This window comes from Cetobacterium sp. (assembly GCF_048470075.1).
Classification (GTDB): Bacteria; Fusobacteriota; Fusobacteriia; order Fusobacteriales; family Fusobacteriaceae; genus Cetobacterium_A.
In genome coordinates this window covers 1-19,078 of the sequence record NZ_DBGBQB010000251.1, presented here as the reverse complement: position 1 = coordinate 19,078, position 19,078 = coordinate 1, and the positions used below count along the sequence as shown (strand labels likewise).

At 30.4% G+C, this 19,078-nt stretch carries 22 protein-coding genes and 1 pseudogene; 8 read left to right on the top strand and 15 right to left on the bottom strand.

Annotated features, from left to right (window positions below; all coding sequences use genetic code 11):
- The 8 genes from prmA to ACMOUI_RS09015 all read left to right on the top strand — a co-directional run.
- Positions 1 to 886 (top strand): 50S ribosomal protein L11 methyltransferase (gene prmA / locus ACMOUI_RS09050; protein WP_418965381.1); only part of this gene is annotated, 886 nt, incomplete at its 5' end.
- Positions 887 to 896: 10 nt separating this feature from the next.
- Positions 897 to 1,559: a (d)CMP kinase gene (gene cmk / locus ACMOUI_RS09045; RefSeq protein ID WP_418965380.1), complete on the top strand. Its 663-nt coding sequence runs from the start codon at positions 897 to 899 to the stop codon at positions 1,557 to 1,559.
- Between the two features lie 3 nt (positions 1,560 to 1,562).
- Positions 1,563 to 2,792: a 3-deoxy-D-manno-octulosonic acid transferase gene (locus ACMOUI_RS09040; RefSeq protein WP_418965379.1), complete on the top strand. Its 1,230-nt coding sequence runs from the start codon at positions 1,563 to 1,565 to the stop codon at positions 2,790 to 2,792.
- Positions 2,789 to 3,490: a tRNA (guanosine(46)-N7)-methyltransferase TrmB gene (gene trmB, locus ACMOUI_RS09035; RefSeq protein ID WP_418965378.1), complete on the top strand. Its 702-nt coding sequence runs from the start codon at positions 2,789 to 2,791 to the stop codon at positions 3,488 to 3,490. The genes ACMOUI_RS09040 and trmB overlap by 4 nt, the downstream gene beginning before the upstream one ends.
- A 25-nt stretch (positions 3,491 to 3,515) precedes the next feature.
- Positions 3,516 to 4,796, top strand: coding sequence for an adenylosuccinate synthase (locus tag ACMOUI_RS09030; RefSeq protein ID WP_418965377.1), 1,281 nt, complete (start codon positions 3,516 to 3,518; stop codon positions 4,794 to 4,796).
- A 48-nt stretch (positions 4,797 to 4,844) separates the two neighbouring features.
- Positions 4,845 to 5,876, top strand: coding sequence for an asparaginase (locus ACMOUI_RS09025; RefSeq protein ID WP_418965376.1), 1,032 nt, complete (start codon positions 4,845 to 4,847; stop codon positions 5,874 to 5,876).
- A gap of 9 nt (positions 5,877 to 5,885) precedes the next feature.
- A complete protein-coding gene (locus tag ACMOUI_RS09020) occupies positions 5,886 to 6,098 on the top strand; it encodes a hypothetical protein (protein ID WP_418965375.1) in 213 nt (70 codons plus the stop codon).
- A gap of 142 nt (positions 6,099 to 6,240) precedes the next feature.
- Positions 6,241 to 7,194 (top strand): hypothetical protein, encoded by a 954-nt coding sequence (locus ACMOUI_RS09015; protein WP_418965374.1) that lies wholly within the window; start codon positions 6,241 to 6,243, stop codon positions 7,192 to 7,194.
- Positions 7,195 to 7,277: 83 nt separating this feature from the next.
- Here ACMOUI_RS09015 and tgt read toward each other — a convergent pair whose 3' ends face one another.
- The 15 genes and pseudogenes from tgt to ACMOUI_RS08940 all read right to left on the bottom strand — a co-directional run.
- Positions 7,278 to 8,444, bottom strand: coding sequence for a tRNA guanosine(34) transglycosylase Tgt (gene tgt, locus ACMOUI_RS09010; protein WP_418965373.1), 1,167 nt, complete (start codon positions 8,442 to 8,444; stop codon positions 7,278 to 7,280).
- 10 nt (positions 8,445 to 8,454) lie between these two features.
- A complete protein-coding gene (locus ACMOUI_RS09005) occupies positions 8,455 to 10,635 on the bottom strand; it encodes a RelA/SpoT family protein (protein WP_418965372.1) in 2,181 nt (726 codons plus the stop codon).
- A gap of 65 nt (positions 10,636 to 10,700) precedes the next feature.
- Positions 10,701 to 11,213, bottom strand: coding sequence for an adenine phosphoribosyltransferase (locus ACMOUI_RS09000; protein WP_418965371.1), 513 nt, complete (start codon positions 11,211 to 11,213; stop codon positions 10,701 to 10,703).
- Between the two features lie 52 nt (positions 11,214 to 11,265).
- On the bottom strand, positions 11,266 to 12,054 hold the full coding sequence (locus ACMOUI_RS08995) for a tetratricopeptide repeat protein (protein ID WP_418965370.1): 789 nt from the start codon (positions 12,052 to 12,054) through the stop codon (positions 11,266 to 11,268).
- Positions 12,055 to 12,714 (bottom strand): DUF502 domain-containing protein, encoded by a 660-nt coding sequence (locus ACMOUI_RS08990; RefSeq protein ID WP_418965369.1) that lies wholly within the window; start codon positions 12,712 to 12,714, stop codon positions 12,055 to 12,057.
- A 2-nt stretch (positions 12,715 to 12,716) separates the two neighbouring features.
- Positions 12,717 to 13,976: a hemolysin family protein gene (locus tag ACMOUI_RS08985; RefSeq protein WP_418965368.1), complete on the bottom strand. Its 1,260-nt coding sequence runs from the start codon at positions 13,974 to 13,976 to the stop codon at positions 12,717 to 12,719.
- Positions 13,977 to 14,112: 136 nt separating this feature from the next.
- Positions 14,113 to 14,571, bottom strand: a complete 459-nt coding sequence (gene accB / locus ACMOUI_RS08980) for an acetyl-CoA carboxylase biotin carboxyl carrier protein (protein WP_418965367.1) — start codon at positions 14,569 to 14,571, stop codon at positions 14,113 to 14,115.
- Between the two features lie 9 nt (positions 14,572 to 14,580).
- Complete coding sequence (locus ACMOUI_RS08975; RefSeq protein WP_256691016.1) at positions 14,581 to 15,021, bottom strand: ACT domain-containing protein; 441 nt, start codon at positions 15,019 to 15,021, stop codon at positions 14,581 to 14,583.
- A gap of 13 nt (positions 15,022 to 15,034) precedes the next feature.
- A complete protein-coding gene (gene folD / locus ACMOUI_RS08970) occupies positions 15,035 to 15,889 on the bottom strand; it encodes a bifunctional methylenetetrahydrofolate dehydrogenase/methenyltetrahydrofolate cyclohydrolase FolD (protein ID WP_418965366.1) in 855 nt (284 codons plus the stop codon).
- Positions 15,890 to 15,891: 2 nt separating this feature from the next.
- On the bottom strand, positions 15,892 to 16,545 hold the full coding sequence (locus ACMOUI_RS08965) for a redox-sensing transcriptional repressor Rex (protein WP_418965365.1): 654 nt from the start codon (positions 16,543 to 16,545) through the stop codon (positions 15,892 to 15,894).
- A 22-nt stretch (positions 16,546 to 16,567) separates the two neighbouring features.
- The gene (fmt, locus tag ACMOUI_RS08960) at positions 16,568 to 17,500 is read right to left on the bottom strand and encodes a methionyl-tRNA formyltransferase (RefSeq protein WP_418965364.1); all 933 of its coding nucleotides are present in this window, start codon (positions 17,498 to 17,500) and stop codon (positions 16,568 to 16,570) included.
- A gap of 8 nt (positions 17,501 to 17,508) precedes the next feature.
- Positions 17,509 to 17,940, bottom strand: coding sequence for a type II 3-dehydroquinate dehydratase (aroQ, locus tag ACMOUI_RS08955; protein ID WP_418965363.1), 432 nt, complete (start codon positions 17,938 to 17,940; stop codon positions 17,509 to 17,511).
- Complete coding sequence (gene nrdR / locus ACMOUI_RS08950; protein WP_418965362.1) at positions 17,937 to 18,398, bottom strand: transcriptional regulator NrdR; 462 nt, start codon at positions 18,396 to 18,398, stop codon at positions 17,937 to 17,939. The genes aroQ and nrdR overlap by 4 nt, the downstream gene beginning before the upstream one ends.
- Before the next feature lie 9 nt (positions 18,399 to 18,407).
- On the bottom strand, positions 18,408 to 18,878 hold the full coding sequence (locus ACMOUI_RS08945) for a PTS sugar transporter subunit IIA (protein WP_418965361.1): 471 nt from the start codon (positions 18,876 to 18,878) through the stop codon (positions 18,408 to 18,410).
- Positions 18,872 to 19,078 (bottom strand): annotated as a pseudogene (locus ACMOUI_RS08940) (hypothetical protein); the annotation flags it as partial. The gene ACMOUI_RS08945 and the pseudogene ACMOUI_RS08940, both read right to left, overlap by 7 nt.

The window sequence follows — 19,078 nt, the reverse complement described above, 5'->3', positions numbered from 1 at the left end:
TGATAATACTCAAAAAGAGATTTGTGATATATTCTATGGATTTGGAGCTACTGGTTTAAAAATTGATGAACCTTTAAAAACTAAAAATCCCTTGGATTTTTATAAAGATGAGAAACAATTTTTAATGGTCGATTACGCTGTTTCAGCTTATTTCCCATTAAATCCTTATTCTCAAAGAAGAAATGAGTTAATAAAAAACGCTTTTGAAGAGAGATTTAACGATAGAGATGACGTTGTTTTTACAATAGATTTCTATGAGTATAATGAAGAGGATTATCAAAATAGTTGGAAAAAATATCTATATCCTGAAAAAGTAAGTGAGAAATTTGTTGTTAAACCAACTTGGAGAGAATACGAGCCTGAAGATAATGAGCTTGTTATTGAGTTAGATCCAGGTAGAGCTTTTGGTACAGGATCCCATCCTACTACCTCCCTTTGTCTAAAAATTATGGAAGAGAATATAATGCCAGGAAACTCTGTTATAGATGTGGGTACTGGTTCTGGAATTTTGATGATTGCAGCTGAAAAACTAGGTGCTACTGACATATATGGAACTGATATTGACGAGTTAGCTGTTGAAGCTACCAAGGAAAATTTAGAACTAAATAAAATATCATCTGAAACTGCACAAGTTTATTTAGGTGATTTAATCTCTGTTGTTAAAGATAAACAATTTGATGTTGTTGTTGCCAATATTTTAGCTGATGTTATCCTATTATTATTAAAGGATATATTTAAAGTTGTTAAAAAAGATGGATTAGTTATTTTCTCAGGTATCATAGAGGATAAACTTCCTGAAATTGTTAAACAGGTAGAGGAAAAAGGACTTGAAATACTAGAAATAAAAAGAGATAAAGAGTGGAGAGCTCTTCTTATTAAAGCCTAGGAGGATTTTAATGAAAAACTATATTATTGCTTTAGATGGTCCAGCTGGAAGCGGAAAAAGCACTATCGCTAAAATTATCGCTAAGAATTTTGGGCTAACATACCTTGATACAGGAGCTATGTACAGAATGGTAGCACTTTATATTCTTGAAAATAATATTGATTTTAATAATGTAAAAGATATAGAGAGTATTTTAGATGATATCAAAATGGATATCATTGGAGATAGATTCATTTTAAATGGTGTGGATGTTTCATTAAAGATAAGAACACCTGAGGTTACAAAAATTGTTTCTCCTGTTTCTGCTATAAAAGCCGTAAGAACTAAATTAGTGGATTTACAAAGAGAGATTAGTAAAGGTAAGAAAGTTATTCTAGATGGTAGAGATATTGGAACTGTTGTTTTTCCAAATGCCGATTTAAAGGTGTTTCTAATTGCCTCACCTGAAGAGAGAGCCAAAAGAAGAGTTAAAGATTATGCTTCAAAAGGGATTAGTGAAGACTTTGAAACAGTTTTAAAGGATATCTTAGAAAGAGATCACACTGATTCTACAAGAAAGGAAAGTCCTTTAAAAAAAGCTGATGATGCCATTGAAGTGGATACAAGTTTACTTAATATTGAAGAGAGCGTTAATGCTATTTCACAATTGATCAAAGAGAAAATCGGAGGGTAAAACATGTTTTACAATCTATTGAGAGGATTTTTATATCCCTTTCTCTTTATATTTTTAATTTTTAAGCCTAAAAAATTAAAATTTGTCTTCCAAAGATTATTTCAAGATATTTCAGTTTTAAAAAGAGGGGAAAGATACATTTGGATACACTGCTCCTCTGTTGGAGAGATTAATCTCACTGATGCCTTAATAAAAAAGATTAAAAATAATTTTAGAGAAAATATTTTAATTACAGTTTTTACGGATACAGGCTATGAAATAGCTAGTAACAAGTACTCTAATGATGATAGAATATCTATATTAAAATTCCCACTAGATGATATGTTTATACTAAAAAAAATATTTAATTATATCAAAGTTTCTAAAGTTATCTTAGTGGAAACAGAGATTTGGCCTAACTTTATAGATTTAGGTTCAAAATATTCCAAGGTATTTATCGTCAATGGAAGAATATCAAATAAAAGTTTTCCTAGATATAAGAGAATATCTTGGATTATAAAACCTCTTTTTTCTAAAATAAACGGGTTTTTTATGCAGTCTGAAGAGGATAAGGTTAGAATAATAGCTTTGGGAGCGAATAAAAATAGAGTTTTTGTCACAGGAAACTTAAAATTTGATATATCCTTTGAAACTTTCTCCTCTGAAGAGATGTCAAATTTAAAAACACTTATAAATAGTGATTCCAGAAAAATTTTTGTCGCTGGAAGTACAAGACAAGGAGAGGATTCTATTCTTATAGATCTTTTTACAAGTTTAAAAAATACTATGTTAATAATTGTACCAAGACATCTAGAAAGAGTTAGTGAAATTGAAAATCTATTGAGAGATTCAAATTTAACATATAAAAAATTAACTGATTTAGAAACTGAACCCTCTTCAGAAAGAGTTCAAGTGCTTATTGTTGATAAAATGGGTGTTTTAAGAAAGTTTTACTCCATCGCTGATATTGTTTTTGTCGGTGGAACGTTGGTAAATATTGGTGGTCATAGTTTATTAGAGCCACTTTTTTATGGGAAATCCCCTATTTTTGGCCCATATTTACAAAATGTTAAGGATATATCTAAAGATATCCTCACTCTTAACATTGGTTATAAAGTTACTAATAAAGAGGATTTTTTAAATACTATTAATCACTTAGAGACAAATCCTGTCTCTGAGGATAAAATAAAAGCATTTTTCAAAAGCAATCAAAATGCCGCTGAAAAAACGATTAAATTTATGGAGGAAGAATGAAAGAAAGATTAGAAGACACTCTATGGAAACACTTCTTCACAAATCCTAGAACTAATTATAATCCATATATGGTTAAATTAGTTGACTATCCTAATCACATTATCTATGATAGTGAAATTATGGATTCTTATAGAGGAAACTGGAACCAAAAAGCTTTTGGTAATAGTAACCCTGTATATCTTGAAATAGGATCTGGAAGTGGAAACTTTGCAGTTGGAATGGCTGCTAAATATCCTGAGAGAAATCACTTAGCTCTTGAAATAAGATTTAAAAGATTGGTTTTATCTGCTAATAAAGCTGAAAAAAGAGATCTAAACAATGTTATTTTTTTAAGAAGACGTGGTGAAGATATTACAAAATTTATTGGAGATGAAGAGATTGAAGGTCTTTACATTAATTTCCCAGATCCTTGGGAAGGTAATGAAAAAAATAGAATACTTCAACCTAAACTTTTTGAACTTCTTGATGTTATAATGAAAGTTGGTGGAACTCTATTCTTCAAAACTGATCATGATCAATATTATGCTGATGTTTTAGAATTTGCTAAAGATTTAAAAAACTATGAAGTGATCTATCATACACCAGATTTACACAACAGTCCTAAGGCTGTTGATAATATCAGAACAGAGTTTGAAGATCTATTTATATGTAAACATAACAAAAATATTAACTATATTGAAATAAAAAAAATCAAATAATGAAATAATACATGGAGGTATTTAAATGGCAGGATACGTTGTAGTAGGAACTCAATGGGGAGATGAAGGAAAAGGAAAAATAATTGACGTTCTTGGAGATAGAGCTGATTACGTTGTTAGATTCCAAGGAGGAAACAACGCTGGTCATACAGTTGTTGTGAACGGAGAGAAGTTTATACTTCACCTATTACCATCTGGAATGTTACATGGGCAAGGAAAATGTGTCATTGGACCTGGAGTTGTTGTAGATCCTAAGGTTCTTTTAAAAGAACTTGATACATTAGAAGCTAAAGGAGCTAAAGTTGATCACCTATTCATAAGTGATAGAGCGCACCTTATTATGCCTTACCACATTCAACTAGATATCTTAAAAGAGGAGAGAAGTGGAGATAACAAAATTGGAACTACTAAGAGAGGAATAGGACCTTGTTACTCTGATAAATTCTCTAGAGTTGGAATCAGAGCAGTTGAACTATTAGATATGGAATTATTTGCTAAAAAATTAAAAATGAACCTTGAGGAAAAAAATGAGCTTTTCACAAAAATTTATGACGCTCCTGTTATGAACTTTGAGGAAATTTTTGAAGAGTATAAAGGATATGCTGAAAGATTAAAGCATAGAATCATCGATGCTACTCCTGAAATAAACAAAGCTTTAGATGAGGATAAGTTTGTTCTATTTGAAGGAGCTCAAGCTATGATGCTAGATATTAACTATGGAACATACCCATATGTTACTTCATCATCTCCTACAAGTGGAGGAGTTACTACTGGTGTTGGAGTTTCTCCTAGAAAAATCGATAGAATAATCGGAGTTATGAAAGCTTATACAACTAGAGTTGGAGAAGGACCTTTCGTTACTGAGTTAAACAATGATTTAGGAGAAAAAATCAGACAGATTGGTGGAGAGTTTGGAGCTACAACTGGAAGACCTAGAAGATGTGGATGGCTAGACCTTGTTGTTGGTAAATATGCTGTTGATATCAATGGATTAACTGACGTTGTAATCACAAAGATTGACGTATTAAGTGGATTAGATACTTTAAAAATTTGTACTGGATATGAAATCGACGGAAAAGTTTATACAACTGTTCCTGCAGCTACTGAAAAGTTAGCTTTCGCTAAGCCAATCTATGAGGAGTTACCAGGTTGGACAGAGGATATCTCTAATATGAAAGATTACAATGAGTTACCTGAAAACTGTAAAAAATACCTTGCTAGAGTTGAAGAGTTCTTAGGATGTCAAATAACTGTTGTTTCAGTTGGTCCTGATAGAAGTCAAAACATATTCTTAAAAGATATATAAGAGATTAATCCCCTAGTTTACTAGGGGATTAACTTTAGGAGGAGTTAAATGTTAGAAAAAATTCTTATTATAAATACTGGGGGAACTATTGGCATGGTTAACAGTGAGGAAAGCAATCCTAATAGTCCATTAAGACCTGCCAAAAATTGGTTTGAAGTTGCCAAAAATCACCCAATTTTAGAGAGATTTCCAGCTGACTACTGCCAAATCCAAAATCTGATTGATTCTTCTGATATGAATCCTGAAATTTGGCTTGATATTGTTAAAATTATTGAAAAAAATTATTATGACTATAGAGGGTTTGTTATTTTACACGGAACTGATACTATGGCCTTTACAGCTTCAGCTCTATCTTTTATGCTTAAAAATCTTGATAAACCTGTTGTTTTAACTGGCTCTCAAGTTCCTTTAGTTACTCCTAGAAGTGATGCCCTTCAAAATCTAATCACATCTATTCAAATTGCAGGAAACAGAATCTATGGTGTTAAAAATATACCTGAGGTTACAATATGCTTTAGAGATGAACTTCTTAGAGGAAATCGTGCAAGAAAAATTGATGCCACTAACTACTTTGGTTTTGCTTCTCCAAACTACAGACCTTTAGGAGAGATTGGATGTGAAATTAAAATTCATGACAGAAAGGTATTGGATATGCCTAAATATGAGTTTTATACAGACCCATGTATCAATAGTAATATCCTTATAGTTGAGATTTTCCCAGGTATAAAGCCACACTATATAAAAACACTTGTAGAAGCTCATGAGGATATAAAGGGTATAATTTTAAAAACATATGGTAATGGTAATGCGCCAACTTCTGATATCTTTATTTCTACTTTAAAAGCGATAATTGATTCTGGAGTTGTTGTTGTCAATATAACCCAATGTGCTACTGGAGCTGTTAAAATGGGTCTGTATGAAGCTAGCAGTGCTCTAAAAAACATTGGAGTTATAAGTGGTGGAGATATGACACCTGAAGCGGCTATAACTAAGCTTATGTATCTCTTAGGTAAAAATCTTTCGACTCAAGATATAAAATTCTTTATGGAGTCTGATTTATGTGGTGAAATAACTGTTTGAAGGAGTGTTATGAATAAAGAGCTTTGGAAAAATAATAAAAATGGTAAACTATATGAGGTTTTAAACTACAATATCTTAAATTGTACAAATGAACAGGATGGACAAGTTATGTATCTATATAGAGTTTTTTCTGAACAAGTCTTAGACTTAGAAGGAAATGAAAGACTTTTTGTTAGATCTGAAGATGAATTTAAAACTAAGTTTACAAAATACAATCTATAAAACAGCTAATAATTGGAGAGTTTTATACCTTAAAGTATAGAGCTCTCCTTTTTTACTTAACTCTTAATTAGTATTGACAAACCTGTAAAAATAATATATACATGATTGTAAATATCTATAAGAAAATTATGAGGTGATTAGCATGTGGAATTTTAATACAGATAAGACACAAGAAAGAATACAAAAACTCCATAAATATTATGATAAAAATGGTTTAAATGCAGATAATTTTTTTTGTAAATACTTTCCTAGTTGTTCTCAATCAGTGAATTTAAGAGAGTTTAAAAAACAATTCTCTGGAACCACAGCTGCAGTTATGCCCTTTTATGATTCAGAGTTTGGAGGAAAAGAGATTAGAATTTTAATTGTAGGAAAAGAGCATGGGTACATGCAAAATTTAGAGTTTGGAATTTTGCCTAACTTTGATTCTTTCAATGAAACAGTATTAAATTGTGTCAATTGGGAAAAAATGAATAATCACATGAAGGGAACAAGAGATATTCTTAAATATATATTTGAAGTAGATAGTAACAATGTGCTTTCAGCGTATACTTTATCTGATGCATATAGATGCTCTTTTCAGAAAATAGATAAATTTTCAAATGTCTCAAATGTAAATTCTACAAAATGTATGAAAAATAATTGTATTAAGCATTTACTAGCAGAAATAAAAATTTTAGAGCCCACTTTAATTATCACTCAAGGTGAGTGGGCAGTACAAGGAATCAATAATTTTGTAAAAACTTTAGAAGAGAACTTGAAACAAAAAGCAGAGTGTCTAAAATCTAGCTTCAATAAAAAATATGGGTTATATAAATTTGATGACTTTATATTAATGACTACACATCATCCAGCTATCTATGGACACTGGAAAGCTAATTTGGCACCTGATTCTGTTTGGCCTTTTATTGATTATTTAAAAGAAAATAAATATCTGCCAAGTAATAATCAGATATCCTCTTTAGAAAGTACCAACTTATTCAATGATTTGACCAAAAATGAGATTAAAAAAAGAACCGAACATCTACCATCAAATGATGGATTACGAAAAGAGAGAGTTAAAACAAAGCAATTAAAAATAGAACTAAACTGGTAAAGTAAAAACCTCCTTTAGTTAGTTCTAAAAGAGGTTTTTTATATTTTTAATAGTTTAAGTAATTACTCAATTTTTAGCCTTTTTTATTTATCAAACTTTATTGGTTTTATCCAATCACTATTTTTTCCCATTGCATAATTTTTTTCAAATTTAGCTTTAAATTCACTAAATCTTCCCTCTTTTATTGCAGTTCTTGAGTCTTTCATCAATTTTAATAGGAAATATAGATTATGATATGTTGCTAATCTTGCCCCTAAAATCTCTTGAGCTTTAAATAGATGTCTGATATACCCTCTTGAATAGTTTCTACATACATAGCAATTACATCCCTCATCTAAAGGTCTTGTATCCTCAGCATATGTAGCATTTTTTATTACCAATCTACCATATTTTGTAAATACAGTACCATGTCTACCGATTCTTGAAGGTTGAACACAATCCATCATATCTATTCCTGCTGCAACCGCTTCTAGCATATCCAGAGGTTCTCCCACTCCCATAAGGTATCTTGGTTTATTTTCAGGTAATTTTTCTACAATATAATCAAGAATTCTATACATATCCTCTCTAGGTTCTCCCACTGCAAGACCACCTACAGCATATCCTGAAAATGCTTCATCCATTTCACTTAATTCAGCTAAACTTTTATCTCTTAAATCTTCATATATTCCACCTTGAACTATAGCAAATAATCCTTGTTCATCTGGTCTTCTATGAGCTTCCACACATCTTTTAGCCCATCTTGTTGTTCTTTCTATTGATGGAATTAAATACTCCTTTGATGACATACCTGGTGGGCACTCATCAAATAGCATAACGATATCTGACCCTAAGTTATTTTGAATATTTATAGATTTTTCAGGAGATATAAAGTGTTTAGACCCATCTAAGTGTGATCTGAAATATACACCCTCCTCCTTAATATTTCTTAAATCACCTAAACTGAATACTTGGAACCCTCCACTGTCAGTTAAAATTGGTTTTTTCCAATTCATAAATTTGTGTAATCCACCAAATTTAGCCACTAGCTCATCGCTAGGTCTTAAATATAAGTGGTAAGTGTTTCCTAATATTATTTCAGCACCCATCTCTTCTAACTCTTCTGGTGTCATCCCTTTTACTGTTGCTTGAGTTCCAACAGGCATAAATACAGGTGTTTCAATCTCCCCATGAGGAGTTGTTATCTTTCCTATTCTAGCTTTTCCATCTTTACCGTATAGTTCATACGTTACTGGTAACTTTTTACTCATTAATTCTCTCCTATCTTTCCACTGACATTACATCTTTTATTTTTAATAGATGACTAACTAATTGCTTATACTCATCTTTACTATTTAATTCAACTGTTGCTTTTATTATCGCAATGGTATCCAGTCCCTTTTTTATATTATGAGAGTTTAGGGATAGAACATTGATTTTATGATTTGAAATCGTAGTTACAACATCCATGAGAATATTTTGTCTATCCATTGCTTTTATTGTAAAAGCAAATGTATATTTATTCTTTTTTGATGGTGTTTCTAAAAGTTTCTCATCCCAATGAACATCTATAACTCTAGCTGGATCATGATTTACCATTGATATATAGTTTGGACAATCCTTTCTATGAATTGCTATTCCAGTTAATTTGGTTACATACCCTCCAATATCATCTCCTGGAAGAGGTGTACAGCATCTTGCAAATCTTATTAATGTATTTTCAGTTCCATCAATTACAATTCCTTGATCATCCTTTTTAGCTGATTTCTTTTTTATTGGTTCTTTTATAAAGTCCTCTACGTTACTTTCTATATATGCTTTATTCTTATCTTGCTCAATTTTTAATTTAGCTATAACTACATCAACTTTACTTTTTGTTTCTCCCATATGGAAATAAAAATCATTTAAAGTTGGAATATTATGTTTTTCCAAGTGTTTCTTTAAAGTTGGACTCTCTTCAAACTCCTTTAATGTCATACCTAACTTTATGATCTCTTTTTCAATTAACTCTTTTCCAATCTTAATATTTTCATCAAGTTTTTGATCTTTTAACCATTTTTTTATCTTACTTTTAGCACTTTGAGTAGCTACAATATCCAACCAGTCATTTCCTGGACCTTTTGCAGTTTTAGATGTGATAATCTCCACTCTATCCCCATTGTTCAACTTATAATCTAAAGGCACAATCTTTCCATTAACTTTAGCACCTACACATTTAATTCCAATTTCAGTATGTATATTAAATGCAAAATCTATAGGTGTAGCACCTTGGGCTAACTCTACAACATCTCCCTTAGGTGAAAATACAAATACTGTCTCTTTTACTATATCTCCAGTGACCTCTTTTATAAATTCCTCAGTATTTTCAGCCCCTTGATTTAATTCCACAATGTTTCTAAGCCATCCATAAACCTGATCTTTTTTACTTATTTTTTTATTCTCTTTATAGCTCCAGTGTGCTGCAACACCCTCTTCAGCTACTCTATCCATCTCCTCTGTTCTAATTTGGATTTCAACAAATTTTCCTAGAGGTCCCACTATGGTTGTGTGTATAGATTGATAGTTATTGGATTTAGGAACTGCAATATAATCTTTAAATCTTCCTGGAACAGGTCTATAATTACTGTGTATAACTCCTAAAGTATTATAACATTCCGCCTCTGTATTTAAAATAATTCTAATTCCTATAAGATCATAGATTCCATCAAAATCTTTCCCTTTTTCAAACATTTTTTTATAGATACTATAAAAATGTTTGAATCTTCCCTTTACTTTTCCATAGATTTGAACTTCATTTAACAACTTAGTTATATTGTTTACCATCTCTTCTAAGTATTTTTTTCTTTCATCCTTTTTTTCATCAATTAAAGCCTTTATATCTTTATATCTCTCTGGTTCTAAATAGTATAAAGACATATCTTCCAATTCCCACTTGATTTTGGCTATACCTAATCTATGGGCTAATGGTGCATAGATTGACAGTGTTTCCTGAGCTATTCTCTTTTGCTTCTCTGGTATCATAAACTTTAGTGTTCTCATATTATGAAGTCTATCTGCTAATTTAATGATAATAACTCTTACATCTTTAGCCATAGCTATTATCATTTTTCTAATATTCTCATCCTGTTTCTTAGTTCCATTGGGTAAATGATCTAATTTTGTAACACCGTCTACAAGATGGGCAACCTCATCTCCAAAGTTATACTTTATATCTGCAATAGTTATTAAAGTATCTTCCACTATATCATGAAGTATTCCCGCTATTATCCCCTCTGTATCCATTTTCATATCTATCAATATTTTTGTTACTTCTACAGGATGTATTATATAGCTGTCACCAGATTTTCTGTATTGTCCTATATGGCATTCCTCTGCAAAAAAGAAAGCCATTTTGATTTTTTCTTTATCCACTTTTAAATTGTGCTTATCTATTTCACTTTCTATCTCTTGCCAATATTTCATAATACACCTCTTCCTATACTATCATACAAATAAGGCGACACAGTTTTGTGTCGCCTTAAAAGTTATTAATACTTCATTAAAGTTAATACTGGATAACCTTCTAATTTTTCTTTACCTTTTAAGTCCTCTAGTTCAATTAAAAACGCTAATCCTGCTACCACTCCACCTAGCTCTTCAACTAACTTCACAGTAGCTTCTATAGTTCCACCAGTTGCTAGTAAATCATCTACGATTAAAACTCTCTGTCCTGGTTTTACAGAATCTTTATGCATACAAAGTACATTTGAACCATACTCTAAATCATAAGCATACTCTATAACCTCTCTAGGTAATTTTCCTGGTTTTCTAACTGGAGCAAATCCCACTCCTAAAGCATATGATACAGGACATCCAAATATAAATCCTCTCGCTTCAGGCCCTACAACTAAATCTATATTATGCTCTTTTGCAAACTCAACAACTTTATCTGTTGCAAATTTATATGCCTCACCATTTCCCATTAATGGAGTTATATCTCTAAATTTTATTCCTGGTTTTGGGTAGTCCTCTACTAATGCTACATATTTTTTTAAATCCATTTACTTCCTCCTAAATATTACTTCTTTTCAATTTTATCATAAATTATCTATACTAATTTGAAATCAAATCCAAAGCTTTTTTAGCTTTAACTTTATCTCCATTTTTATAGTATATGTTTATTAACTCATTAACTACGTCTCTATCAACCTCATTATAAGTTAGATAGTTTTTTAAAACCCTTTCTGATAAATCATCTCTTTTTAAAAACATACTATAAAAATTAGATAACTTTACGGTACTACTTTTATTATATTTTATTTTATCTTCAAGTCTTAAATATACGTCTTTTTTCAAATTATCAACATGTTTTAAATTGTCTAAATATGAATCAAAAAATAGATTGCTATTAAATATCTCCTCATCGCTTATAAGCTCATAATATTTCAATGAGTTTAAGTAGTTTCCATTTAAAAACTCTATATATCCTAAAATAAAGTAATCTTGATCACTTTTCAAATCCATCGGTACTCTTCCTAAATATTCTAAACTTTTATTATAATTCTTCTTTTCAAAGTTCAAATATGCTAAATTTTTTAAAGTTAGATTATCTCTTGGATTTAAAAGCAGTGCATCAGAAAAATCTTTTTCAGCCTGCTTCATATTTCCTAACTGTCCTTCAATTACAGCTTTTTCTCTCAATGCAACACTATTTTCATTATTTATTTTTAATACCTCTTCATAGACTGATAGTGCTTCACTTTTTTTACCTAAAGAGTATAAATTAGCACCTTTAAGTAATAAATATTTTTCATCTTTTTTTATATAATCCCTTGATATTTCCTTTACATCTTTACCACTACATCCAATAAACACAAAAATTAAAAAAAGATACTTCCACATTTAGTTCTCCTTTTTATTATTTGGTGGTAATATTACTCCTCCTGAGATAATAAGTTTTATAGCGTCATCCACTTTTAAATCTAAGACTCTCACTTCAGATTTTTTTAAAATTATAAACATTCCTGAAGTTGGATTTGGAGAGGTTGGTAAAAATACATTACACATCTCCTCACCTGTAACCTCTTCTACAAAGTGATTACTATCAGATGTCATAAATCCTATACTATATATTCCATGTCTTGGATACTCAAACATTACAACTTTCTGATAAGATTTTTGTCTATCTGAAGCAAATAATGATATTATTTGGGTTATTGTACTATATATTTGACTAAACAATGGTATTTTCACTAAAAGATTATTCAAAAAAGAAGCAATCTTTTTAAATAAAAATATTCTCATTGCTGTTCCAATTACGATTAATAATACTATCAATGTTATAAATGATAGAACATTAATAAGGATTTGGGTATATAGATGAAGATCCTGCTCTTTTCCTAAACCAGTTTGTAAAACTAATGTTCTTATAGCTACAGTTAAAAAAGAATCCTGTAATAAATTTAAGAAAATTTGAAATATCCAGTTAAAAATATACACCGTAATAACAATTGGTAGTATTGCAATTAATCCACTATAAAAACTGGCTTTTACTCTTCTCATTTTTATTCTCCTCTTTGTATCTCTACCTTAGACACTCTCATCTTTTCAACTTCTACTACAATTAGTTTTACATCTTCAAACTCAACTATATCTCCAATTGCTGGAATTTTACCTAGCTCAGACATAATAAGTCCACCTAAGCTCTCATAATCTTCCGATATTGGTAAATCAATACTCAAATTTTTATTTATTGTTTCTATGTCTAGCATTGCATCAACTTCATATCTATTGTCGTCAATCTCTTTTATGCTTTCCTCTTCCTCATTATCAAATTCATCACGAATCTCTCCAACAATTTCCTCTAATAGATCCTCTATTGTCAATACTCCACCAATTCCACCATACTCATCTAAAACCAGTGCTATATGTACTTTCTTACTTTTAAACTCCTGTAAAATCTCTATGATTGATTTTGTCTCAGGAACATAGTAAGCTTCTCTTACTAACTCTTTGACCTGTGTATCTGTACTATGTTCTTTTAAATAATTTAGTACGTCTTTTGTATATAAAACTCCAATAATATTATCTATGGTTTCCTCATAGACAGGAATTCTTGAGAATCCAGCTTCTATCATCTCTTCCCAAATATCATCTAAAGTTTTATTTCCTTCAACTGCAAACATGGATGTTCTTGGAGTCATTATCTCCTTTGCATTTGTCTCTCCTAAGCCAACTATTGAATGAATCATCTCTTTTTCTTCCTCTTCAATAATTCCTTCAGCTTCTCCCACATTTACAAATGATATTAAATCTTCCTCTGTAAACATTATGTTCTCTGTTTTTACTTCAACTCCTAGGATTCTTCCAATTAGTATTGATGTCCACATCAATATCTTAACAATTGGTTTCATCAATATACCGAAATAGTAAATCGGACCTATTACTAACTTCGAAAACCTCTTAGAGTTGTTTTTTGCCATTATTTTTGGCGTTATCTCTCCAAATATAAGAATTAATACTGTCATAACTGCTGTTACAATAGCTAAACTTCTAGGAGAGTTTCCCATTATATTAATTGCTAAAGCTGTTGCAATAGATGATCCTAAAATATTTACTATATTATTGCCTAAAAGCATTCCTGTTAAAATCTCATTTGGACTTTTTAACCACTTTTTCAATAGATGTGCTGTTTTTTTATTCGACTTCTCGATATCTTCTAAATCCGTTGTTTTAAAAGATGTTAAGGCTGTTTCTGAGGCTGAAAAAAAACCAGATAGTAAAATCAATACAACTAATATAATAATATCACGATACGTGTCCAACTTTATATTACACCTTCCTTATTTTTTTAAATTGAATACTCCTATATTCTACCATAATTCTCCATAAAAAACAACATACATGGTTTTCTTAAAAAAACCTTTCCAAAGAATAAAAAGGAAAGCTATTCGCTTTCCTCTATTTTACTAAAAATAATACTTCTCCCTTTTTTACTGCTCTTCCATTTTCAGATTTTAGTGCTACTATTGTTCCTGATATTGGCGATTTAACCTCATTCATCATCTTCATAGCTTCAACTATACAAACTGTATCTCCAGCCTCTATTCTATCTCCAACTTTAACAAAATCGTCAGAGTCAGGAGATGGTGCTGAATAATATGTCCCTACCATTGGTGATACAATCTCTTGACCGTCTACAACCTCTTCTGCTGAACTCTCAGTTTTTTCTATTGTTATATCTTTACTAATTGCTGCTGGTTGCTCCATGTATTTTATATTTGTTGTTACTGTTTCCTGTTTTAACTCCTCTTTTTTCATTGTAAGCTTTGTTCCATTAATCTCAACTGTTATTTCAGAAAGATTATGCTCATCAATATTTTTAGCTAACTTTTTTATACTCTCTAAATCTAATTTCATTACTCCTCCTTAATTGCTACCTATTACCCTTAACTCCTTAACTGAGTCTAAAGAACTTATTTTTTCTAACATCTCTTCAATTTTTCTAAGTAAGTTTTCTGTTGTTTGAATTGATATTGTTACTCTACTAACTCCATCTATAGCTATATTTTGAACAATTGTTAAAATATTCATCTGCTCTCCAGCTATAATATCTAAAACTCTTGCTAATATTCCTGGTTTGTCAACTAAAGATAGATGGATACTGAATACTTTCTCTTTTCCACCCTCAAAAAATGGTTTGATATAGTCCTTATACTTGTAATATGTACTTCTACTTATTCCAACTCTTTTTATAGCTTCATATTTTGATATTTTTTCCGCTTGAACTATCTCATTTACCTTTATAACACTTTGAATTGAATTTGGTAATATTCTCTTATCTACAATATAAAACTCTTTTTTCTCCATTTTAATCTCTCCCCTATATTTTTTTTCCGATTTTAAATGCTTTTAATGTATTATTAAGCAACATTGCAATAGTCATAGGTCCTACTCCCCCAGGAACAGGTGTTATGTATGACACTTTATCTTTTACAGACTCAAAATCTACATCTCCACAAATCTTGTTATTTTCATCTCTATTTATTCCAACATCTATTATAATAGCTCCATCTTTTACCATCTCACCCTTTAGGAAGTTCCCCTTTCCTATGGCCACTATTACAACGTCTGCATTCTTAGTTTTTTCAGCAAGATTTTTTGTTTTACTATTGCAAACAGTTACTGTTGCACCTTCATTTATTAAAAGTGCTGTCATTGGTTTTCCAACAATATTACTTCTACCTATAACAACAACATCTTTTCCTTCCAAGGCGATTTCATACTCTTCAAACAATCTTAAAATTCCTGCTGGTGTACATGAAATCAATGCAGTTTCATCTCCTAAAACCACTTTCCCTAAGTTTTCAGGTTTAAAACCATCTACATCTTTATTTATATCTATCGCTTCTATAACCTTTGGTGTATCTATATGATCTGGCAACGGCAATTGAACTAAAATTCCATCTATTGTTTCATCCTTATTTAACTCTTCTATTTTTTGTAAAAGCTCTATCTCTGTAACATCAACTGACATAATAAAGTTCTTTGACTCTATTCCAACTTCTGCACATTGCTTTATTTTAGAATTCACATAAATTTTAGATGCTAAATTATCCCCTGCCTGTATTACTGCTAATCCTGGAACCTTTCCTGTGCTTTCTTTTATCTCAATTATCTCTTTTTTTATTAAATCTCTTACTTTTTGAGATACATATTTACCATCTAAAATTTTCATTACTATTCCGCCTTCTCTTTCCAGTAATTTAATTCTTGAAGCTTTCTATTTAAATCTATATGTTCTATAACAACATCTCTTGGCACTTTAATCTCTAAAGAGGTCATATTAAGTATCGCTTTAATTCCCGACTGTGTAACTATATCAGTAACTTGTTGAGCAATAGATTTATTTTCAGTTATAATTGCCATATCTATTTTTTGCTCTGAAGCTATTTTTGGTATATCACTTACACTACTTATCTTTATCCCCTTATATTCTTTTCCAATTCTGCTCTTTGTTATATCAAAGATTCCAACAATATTGAATCTAGGTTTTTCTATATCACCTTCTAGTAAAATAGCGTTTCCTAGTTTCCCTGCTCCAACAATAATTACATTATTCTGTTTGTTTATTCCCAATATATCTTCAATCATTTCGTAAAGACACTTTACGTTATACCCTTTACCCCTTATACCAATACAAGAATCCAAATCCATTATAAAGTTTGAAAAATCTTTTCTTATTTGAGCAGCTGTTACTCCTAATAGCACTCCCATCTCTTCAGATGATATATAGTCATCTGGTGAAAATTTTTCTAAACATTTTAAATACATTGTCAATCTCTGTATAGTTTTTTTTGAAATCTTTTCTTTTTTTTCTGAAGTTTTTATCATGTAACTTCTCCCCCCACTATTTTTATTTTAAAACTTCCCCTATTTTAAATAGGTTTCCATTTATGCTATCTTTTCCCGATATATTTTTTTTATTTTCAGGTTTAATCTCTGTTAAAATAACGCTACCATTATTGACCTTAACTACAAATCCTTTTCCTTTTATGGAATCCACTATCTCTCCATTTTCCCCATTCTCATAAATTTTATCAAGTTTTTCAATGGCATATATTTTTAAAACTTTCTCATTGTGATAAGTATACGCTGTTGGAAATGGATTCATACCTCTTACAAAATTAAAAATCTCTTCCTTTGTCTTATTCCAATCAACTAAGCAATCTGTTTTTTTATATGGCTTTACAAAAGTGGCTTCTAGATGATTTTGAACCTCTCTCTTTGCTGTTCCTGCTTCTATTTGCTCAACCGCTTCATCTAATTTTTCCGCACCTATAGCCTTTAATCTATCATGTAGAGTTAAAAAAGTGTCCTCTTCATATATAGGTGTAGTTCCTTTTAAAATTATGTCTCCAGCATCAAGCTCCTCTGCTATATCCATAATCGTAACACCGCTCTCTTTTTCTCCAGCTATTATAGCAGCATTTATTGGTGCTGCTCCTCTAAATTTTGGAAGTAGAGATGAATGTACATTTATTATCCCATATTTTGGAAACTCTATTATATTGTTAGGAATTATTTTTCCATAAGCCACTACAACAATTAACTCTGGATTTAACTCCTTTATTAGTTCAAACGTTTCCTCTGTTCTCAAGGAGTTCGGTTGATAAATAGGTATATTATTTTCTAAGGCATACTCTTTTACCGGAGTATACTTTATCTTTTTTCCTCTTGTATTTGGTTTATCTACCTTTGTAAATATACCTACAATCTCATGTTTTTTTCTTAATGTATCTAATGATGGAACTGCAAACTCTGGAGTTCCCATAAATAAAATTCTCATTTTGCCTCCTATTTTTTTAAACTACTTAGATATTGAAGGGCCATTTTATACCCTTCAGAACCGAATCCAGTAATTTTCCCTATGCATATATCTGATACTACAGACTTATGTCTAAACTCTTCTCTAGAGTATACATTGGATAAATGAACCTCTATGGTTTTTAAGTTAGTTGACAAAATAGCGTCTCTTATTCCAATCCCATAATGCGTTAATGCTCCCGGATTGATTATTAAATAATCAACTTTACCATAGACCTCTTGTATCTTATCAATTATAAAGCCCTCATGATTAGATTGAAAAAACTCTATGTCCATTCCACATTTTTTTCCAAATAATTTTATTTCATTGTTTATTGTTTCTAAACTTTTATCTCCATATATTTCAGGTTCCCTTCTACCTAAAAAATTCAGATTTGGTCCATTTATTACTAAAACTTTCATATTTTCTTATCCTTTTTTATATCTTCCACAACATCTATAAAGGATTTTATATCATCAAACTCCTTATATACAGATGCAAATCTAACATATGCAACTTCATCTAAATCTTTTAATTTTTCTAGTACAAGCTCCCCTAGCTCCTGCGTTGTTATCTCATTTTTTAAAGTGTTTTGTATTACTTTTTCCACATCAGCAATAAATTTTTCCAAGTCATCTCTGCTTATATTTCTTTTATTAGTTGCCCTTTCCAAGCCTCTCAATAGCTTTTCCTTGTTAAATTTTTCTCTACTTTTATTCTTTTTTACAACATAGATTGGATTCTCCTCTATTCTTTCATATGTTGTAAATCTTTTTTCACAACTATTGCACTCTCTTCTTCTTTTTATTGAATTATTTTCAGAAAATGCTCTACTATCTATTACTTTTGTGTCTTCACTATTACAAAATGGACATCTCATACTCTCTCCCTATAAAGCTTCCTCTTTGTCTATACACTCCAATACTTCTTTTGCATTTTCACAATTTAAAAGCTTCCCTCTAAAATTTTCATCTCTTATTAATCTTGAAATTCTTGCCAATACTTTTAAATAAATTTGACTGTCTTTAAATGGTGATGCAAATACAAAAAATATTTTTACCTTTTCTTGATCTAAAGATTTAAAATCTACTCCCTCTCTACTTATTCCAAAAGCTATTGTTAAACTTTGAGCCGCATCAGTTTTTGCATGTGGTATGGCTACCCCTTTTCCTATTCCTGTACTCCCCAAATTTTCTCTTTCTAAAAGAGCTTTATATATAACATCTTTTTTTTCTATTTTCTCCGATTTTCCTATCAAAGTTGATAGCTCTTTTAAAGCTTCATCTTTAGTTTTTGCTTTTAGATTAAGTAATATTAGTTCTTCTGACATATAGTCAGTTATTTTAACTATGTTTAACATGAGTAACCTCCAAATAAATGTTTCTTTAGATTTAATTTTGTATCTAAATGATAGTTTATATATTTTTCATAAAGAGTAATGGCATCAATTAAAATATCCAATTTCATTTTTTCCTCAGATATCAATACCCTTTTCTCTATATTTGACAACACTTCAAATAACTCTTTTTTTAAAGGGATAACTTTATCATCTCCTAAATC

What these genes read in the sequence shown, in the direction of transcription:
- cmk (WP_418965380.1), top strand. Translation starts at nt 897, where the DNA reads ATGAAAAACTATATTATTGCTTTAGATGGTCCAGCTGGAAGCGGAAAA.
- ACMOUI_RS09040 (WP_418965379.1), top strand. Translation starts at nt 1,563, where the DNA reads ATGTTTTACAATCTATTGAGAGGATTTTTATATCCCTTTCTCTTTATA.
- trmB (WP_418965378.1), top strand. Translation starts at nt 2,789, where the DNA reads ATGAAAGAAAGATTAGAAGACACTCTATGGAAACACTTCTTCACAAAT.
- ACMOUI_RS09030 (WP_418965377.1), top strand. Translation starts at nt 3,516, where the DNA reads ATGGCAGGATACGTTGTAGTAGGAACTCAATGGGGAGATGAAGGAAAA.
- ACMOUI_RS09025 (WP_418965376.1), top strand. Translation starts at nt 4,845, where the DNA reads ATGTTAGAAAAAATTCTTATTATAAATACTGGGGGAACTATTGGCATG.
- ACMOUI_RS09020 (WP_418965375.1), top strand. Translation starts at nt 5,886, where the DNA reads ATGAATAAAGAGCTTTGGAAAAATAATAAAAATGGTAAACTATATGAG.
- ACMOUI_RS09015 (WP_418965374.1), top strand. Translation starts at nt 6,241, where the DNA reads ATGTGGAATTTTAATACAGATAAGACACAAGAAAGAATACAAAAACTC.
- tgt (WP_418965373.1), bottom strand. Translation starts at nt 8,444, where the DNA reads ATGAGTAAAAAGTTACCAGTAACGTATGAACTATACGGTAAAGATGGA.
- ACMOUI_RS09005 (WP_418965372.1), bottom strand. Translation starts at nt 10,635, where the DNA reads ATGAAATATTGGCAAGAGATAGAAAGTGAAATAGATAAGCACAATTTA.
- ACMOUI_RS09000 (WP_418965371.1), bottom strand. Translation starts at nt 11,213, where the DNA reads ATGGATTTAAAAAAATATGTAGCATTAGTAGAGGACTACCCAAAACCA.
- ACMOUI_RS08995 (WP_418965370.1), bottom strand. Translation starts at nt 12,054, where the DNA reads ATGTGGAAGTATCTTTTTTTAATTTTTGTGTTTATTGGATGTAGTGGT.
- ACMOUI_RS08990 (WP_418965369.1), bottom strand. Translation starts at nt 12,714, where the DNA reads ATGAGAAGAGTAAAAGCCAGTTTTTATAGTGGATTAATTGCAATACTA.
- accB (WP_418965367.1), bottom strand. Translation starts at nt 14,571, where the DNA reads ATGAAATTAGATTTAGAGAGTATAAAAAAGTTAGCTAAAAATATTGAT.
- ACMOUI_RS08975 (WP_256691016.1), bottom strand. Translation starts at nt 15,021, where the DNA reads ATGGAGAAAAAAGAGTTTTATATTGTAGATAAGAGAATATTACCAAAT.
- folD (WP_418965366.1), bottom strand. Translation starts at nt 15,889, where the DNA reads ATGAAAATTTTAGATGGTAAATATGTATCTCAAAAAGTAAGAGATTTA.
- ACMOUI_RS08965 (WP_418965365.1), bottom strand. Translation starts at nt 16,545, where the DNA reads ATGATAAAAACTTCAGAAAAAAAAGAAAAGATTTCAAAAAAAACTATA.
- fmt (WP_418965364.1), bottom strand. Translation starts at nt 17,500, where the DNA reads ATGAGAATTTTATTTATGGGAACTCCAGAGTTTGCAGTTCCATCATTA.
- aroQ (WP_418965363.1), bottom strand. Translation starts at nt 17,940, where the DNA reads ATGAAAGTTTTAGTAATAAATGGACCAAATCTGAATTTTTTAGGTAGA.
- nrdR (WP_418965362.1), bottom strand. Translation starts at nt 18,398, where the DNA reads ATGAGATGTCCATTTTGTAATAGTGAAGACACAAAAGTAATAGATAGT.
- ACMOUI_RS08945 (WP_418965361.1), bottom strand. Translation starts at nt 18,878, where the DNA reads ATGTTAAACATAGTTAAAATAACTGACTATATGTCAGAAGAACTAATA.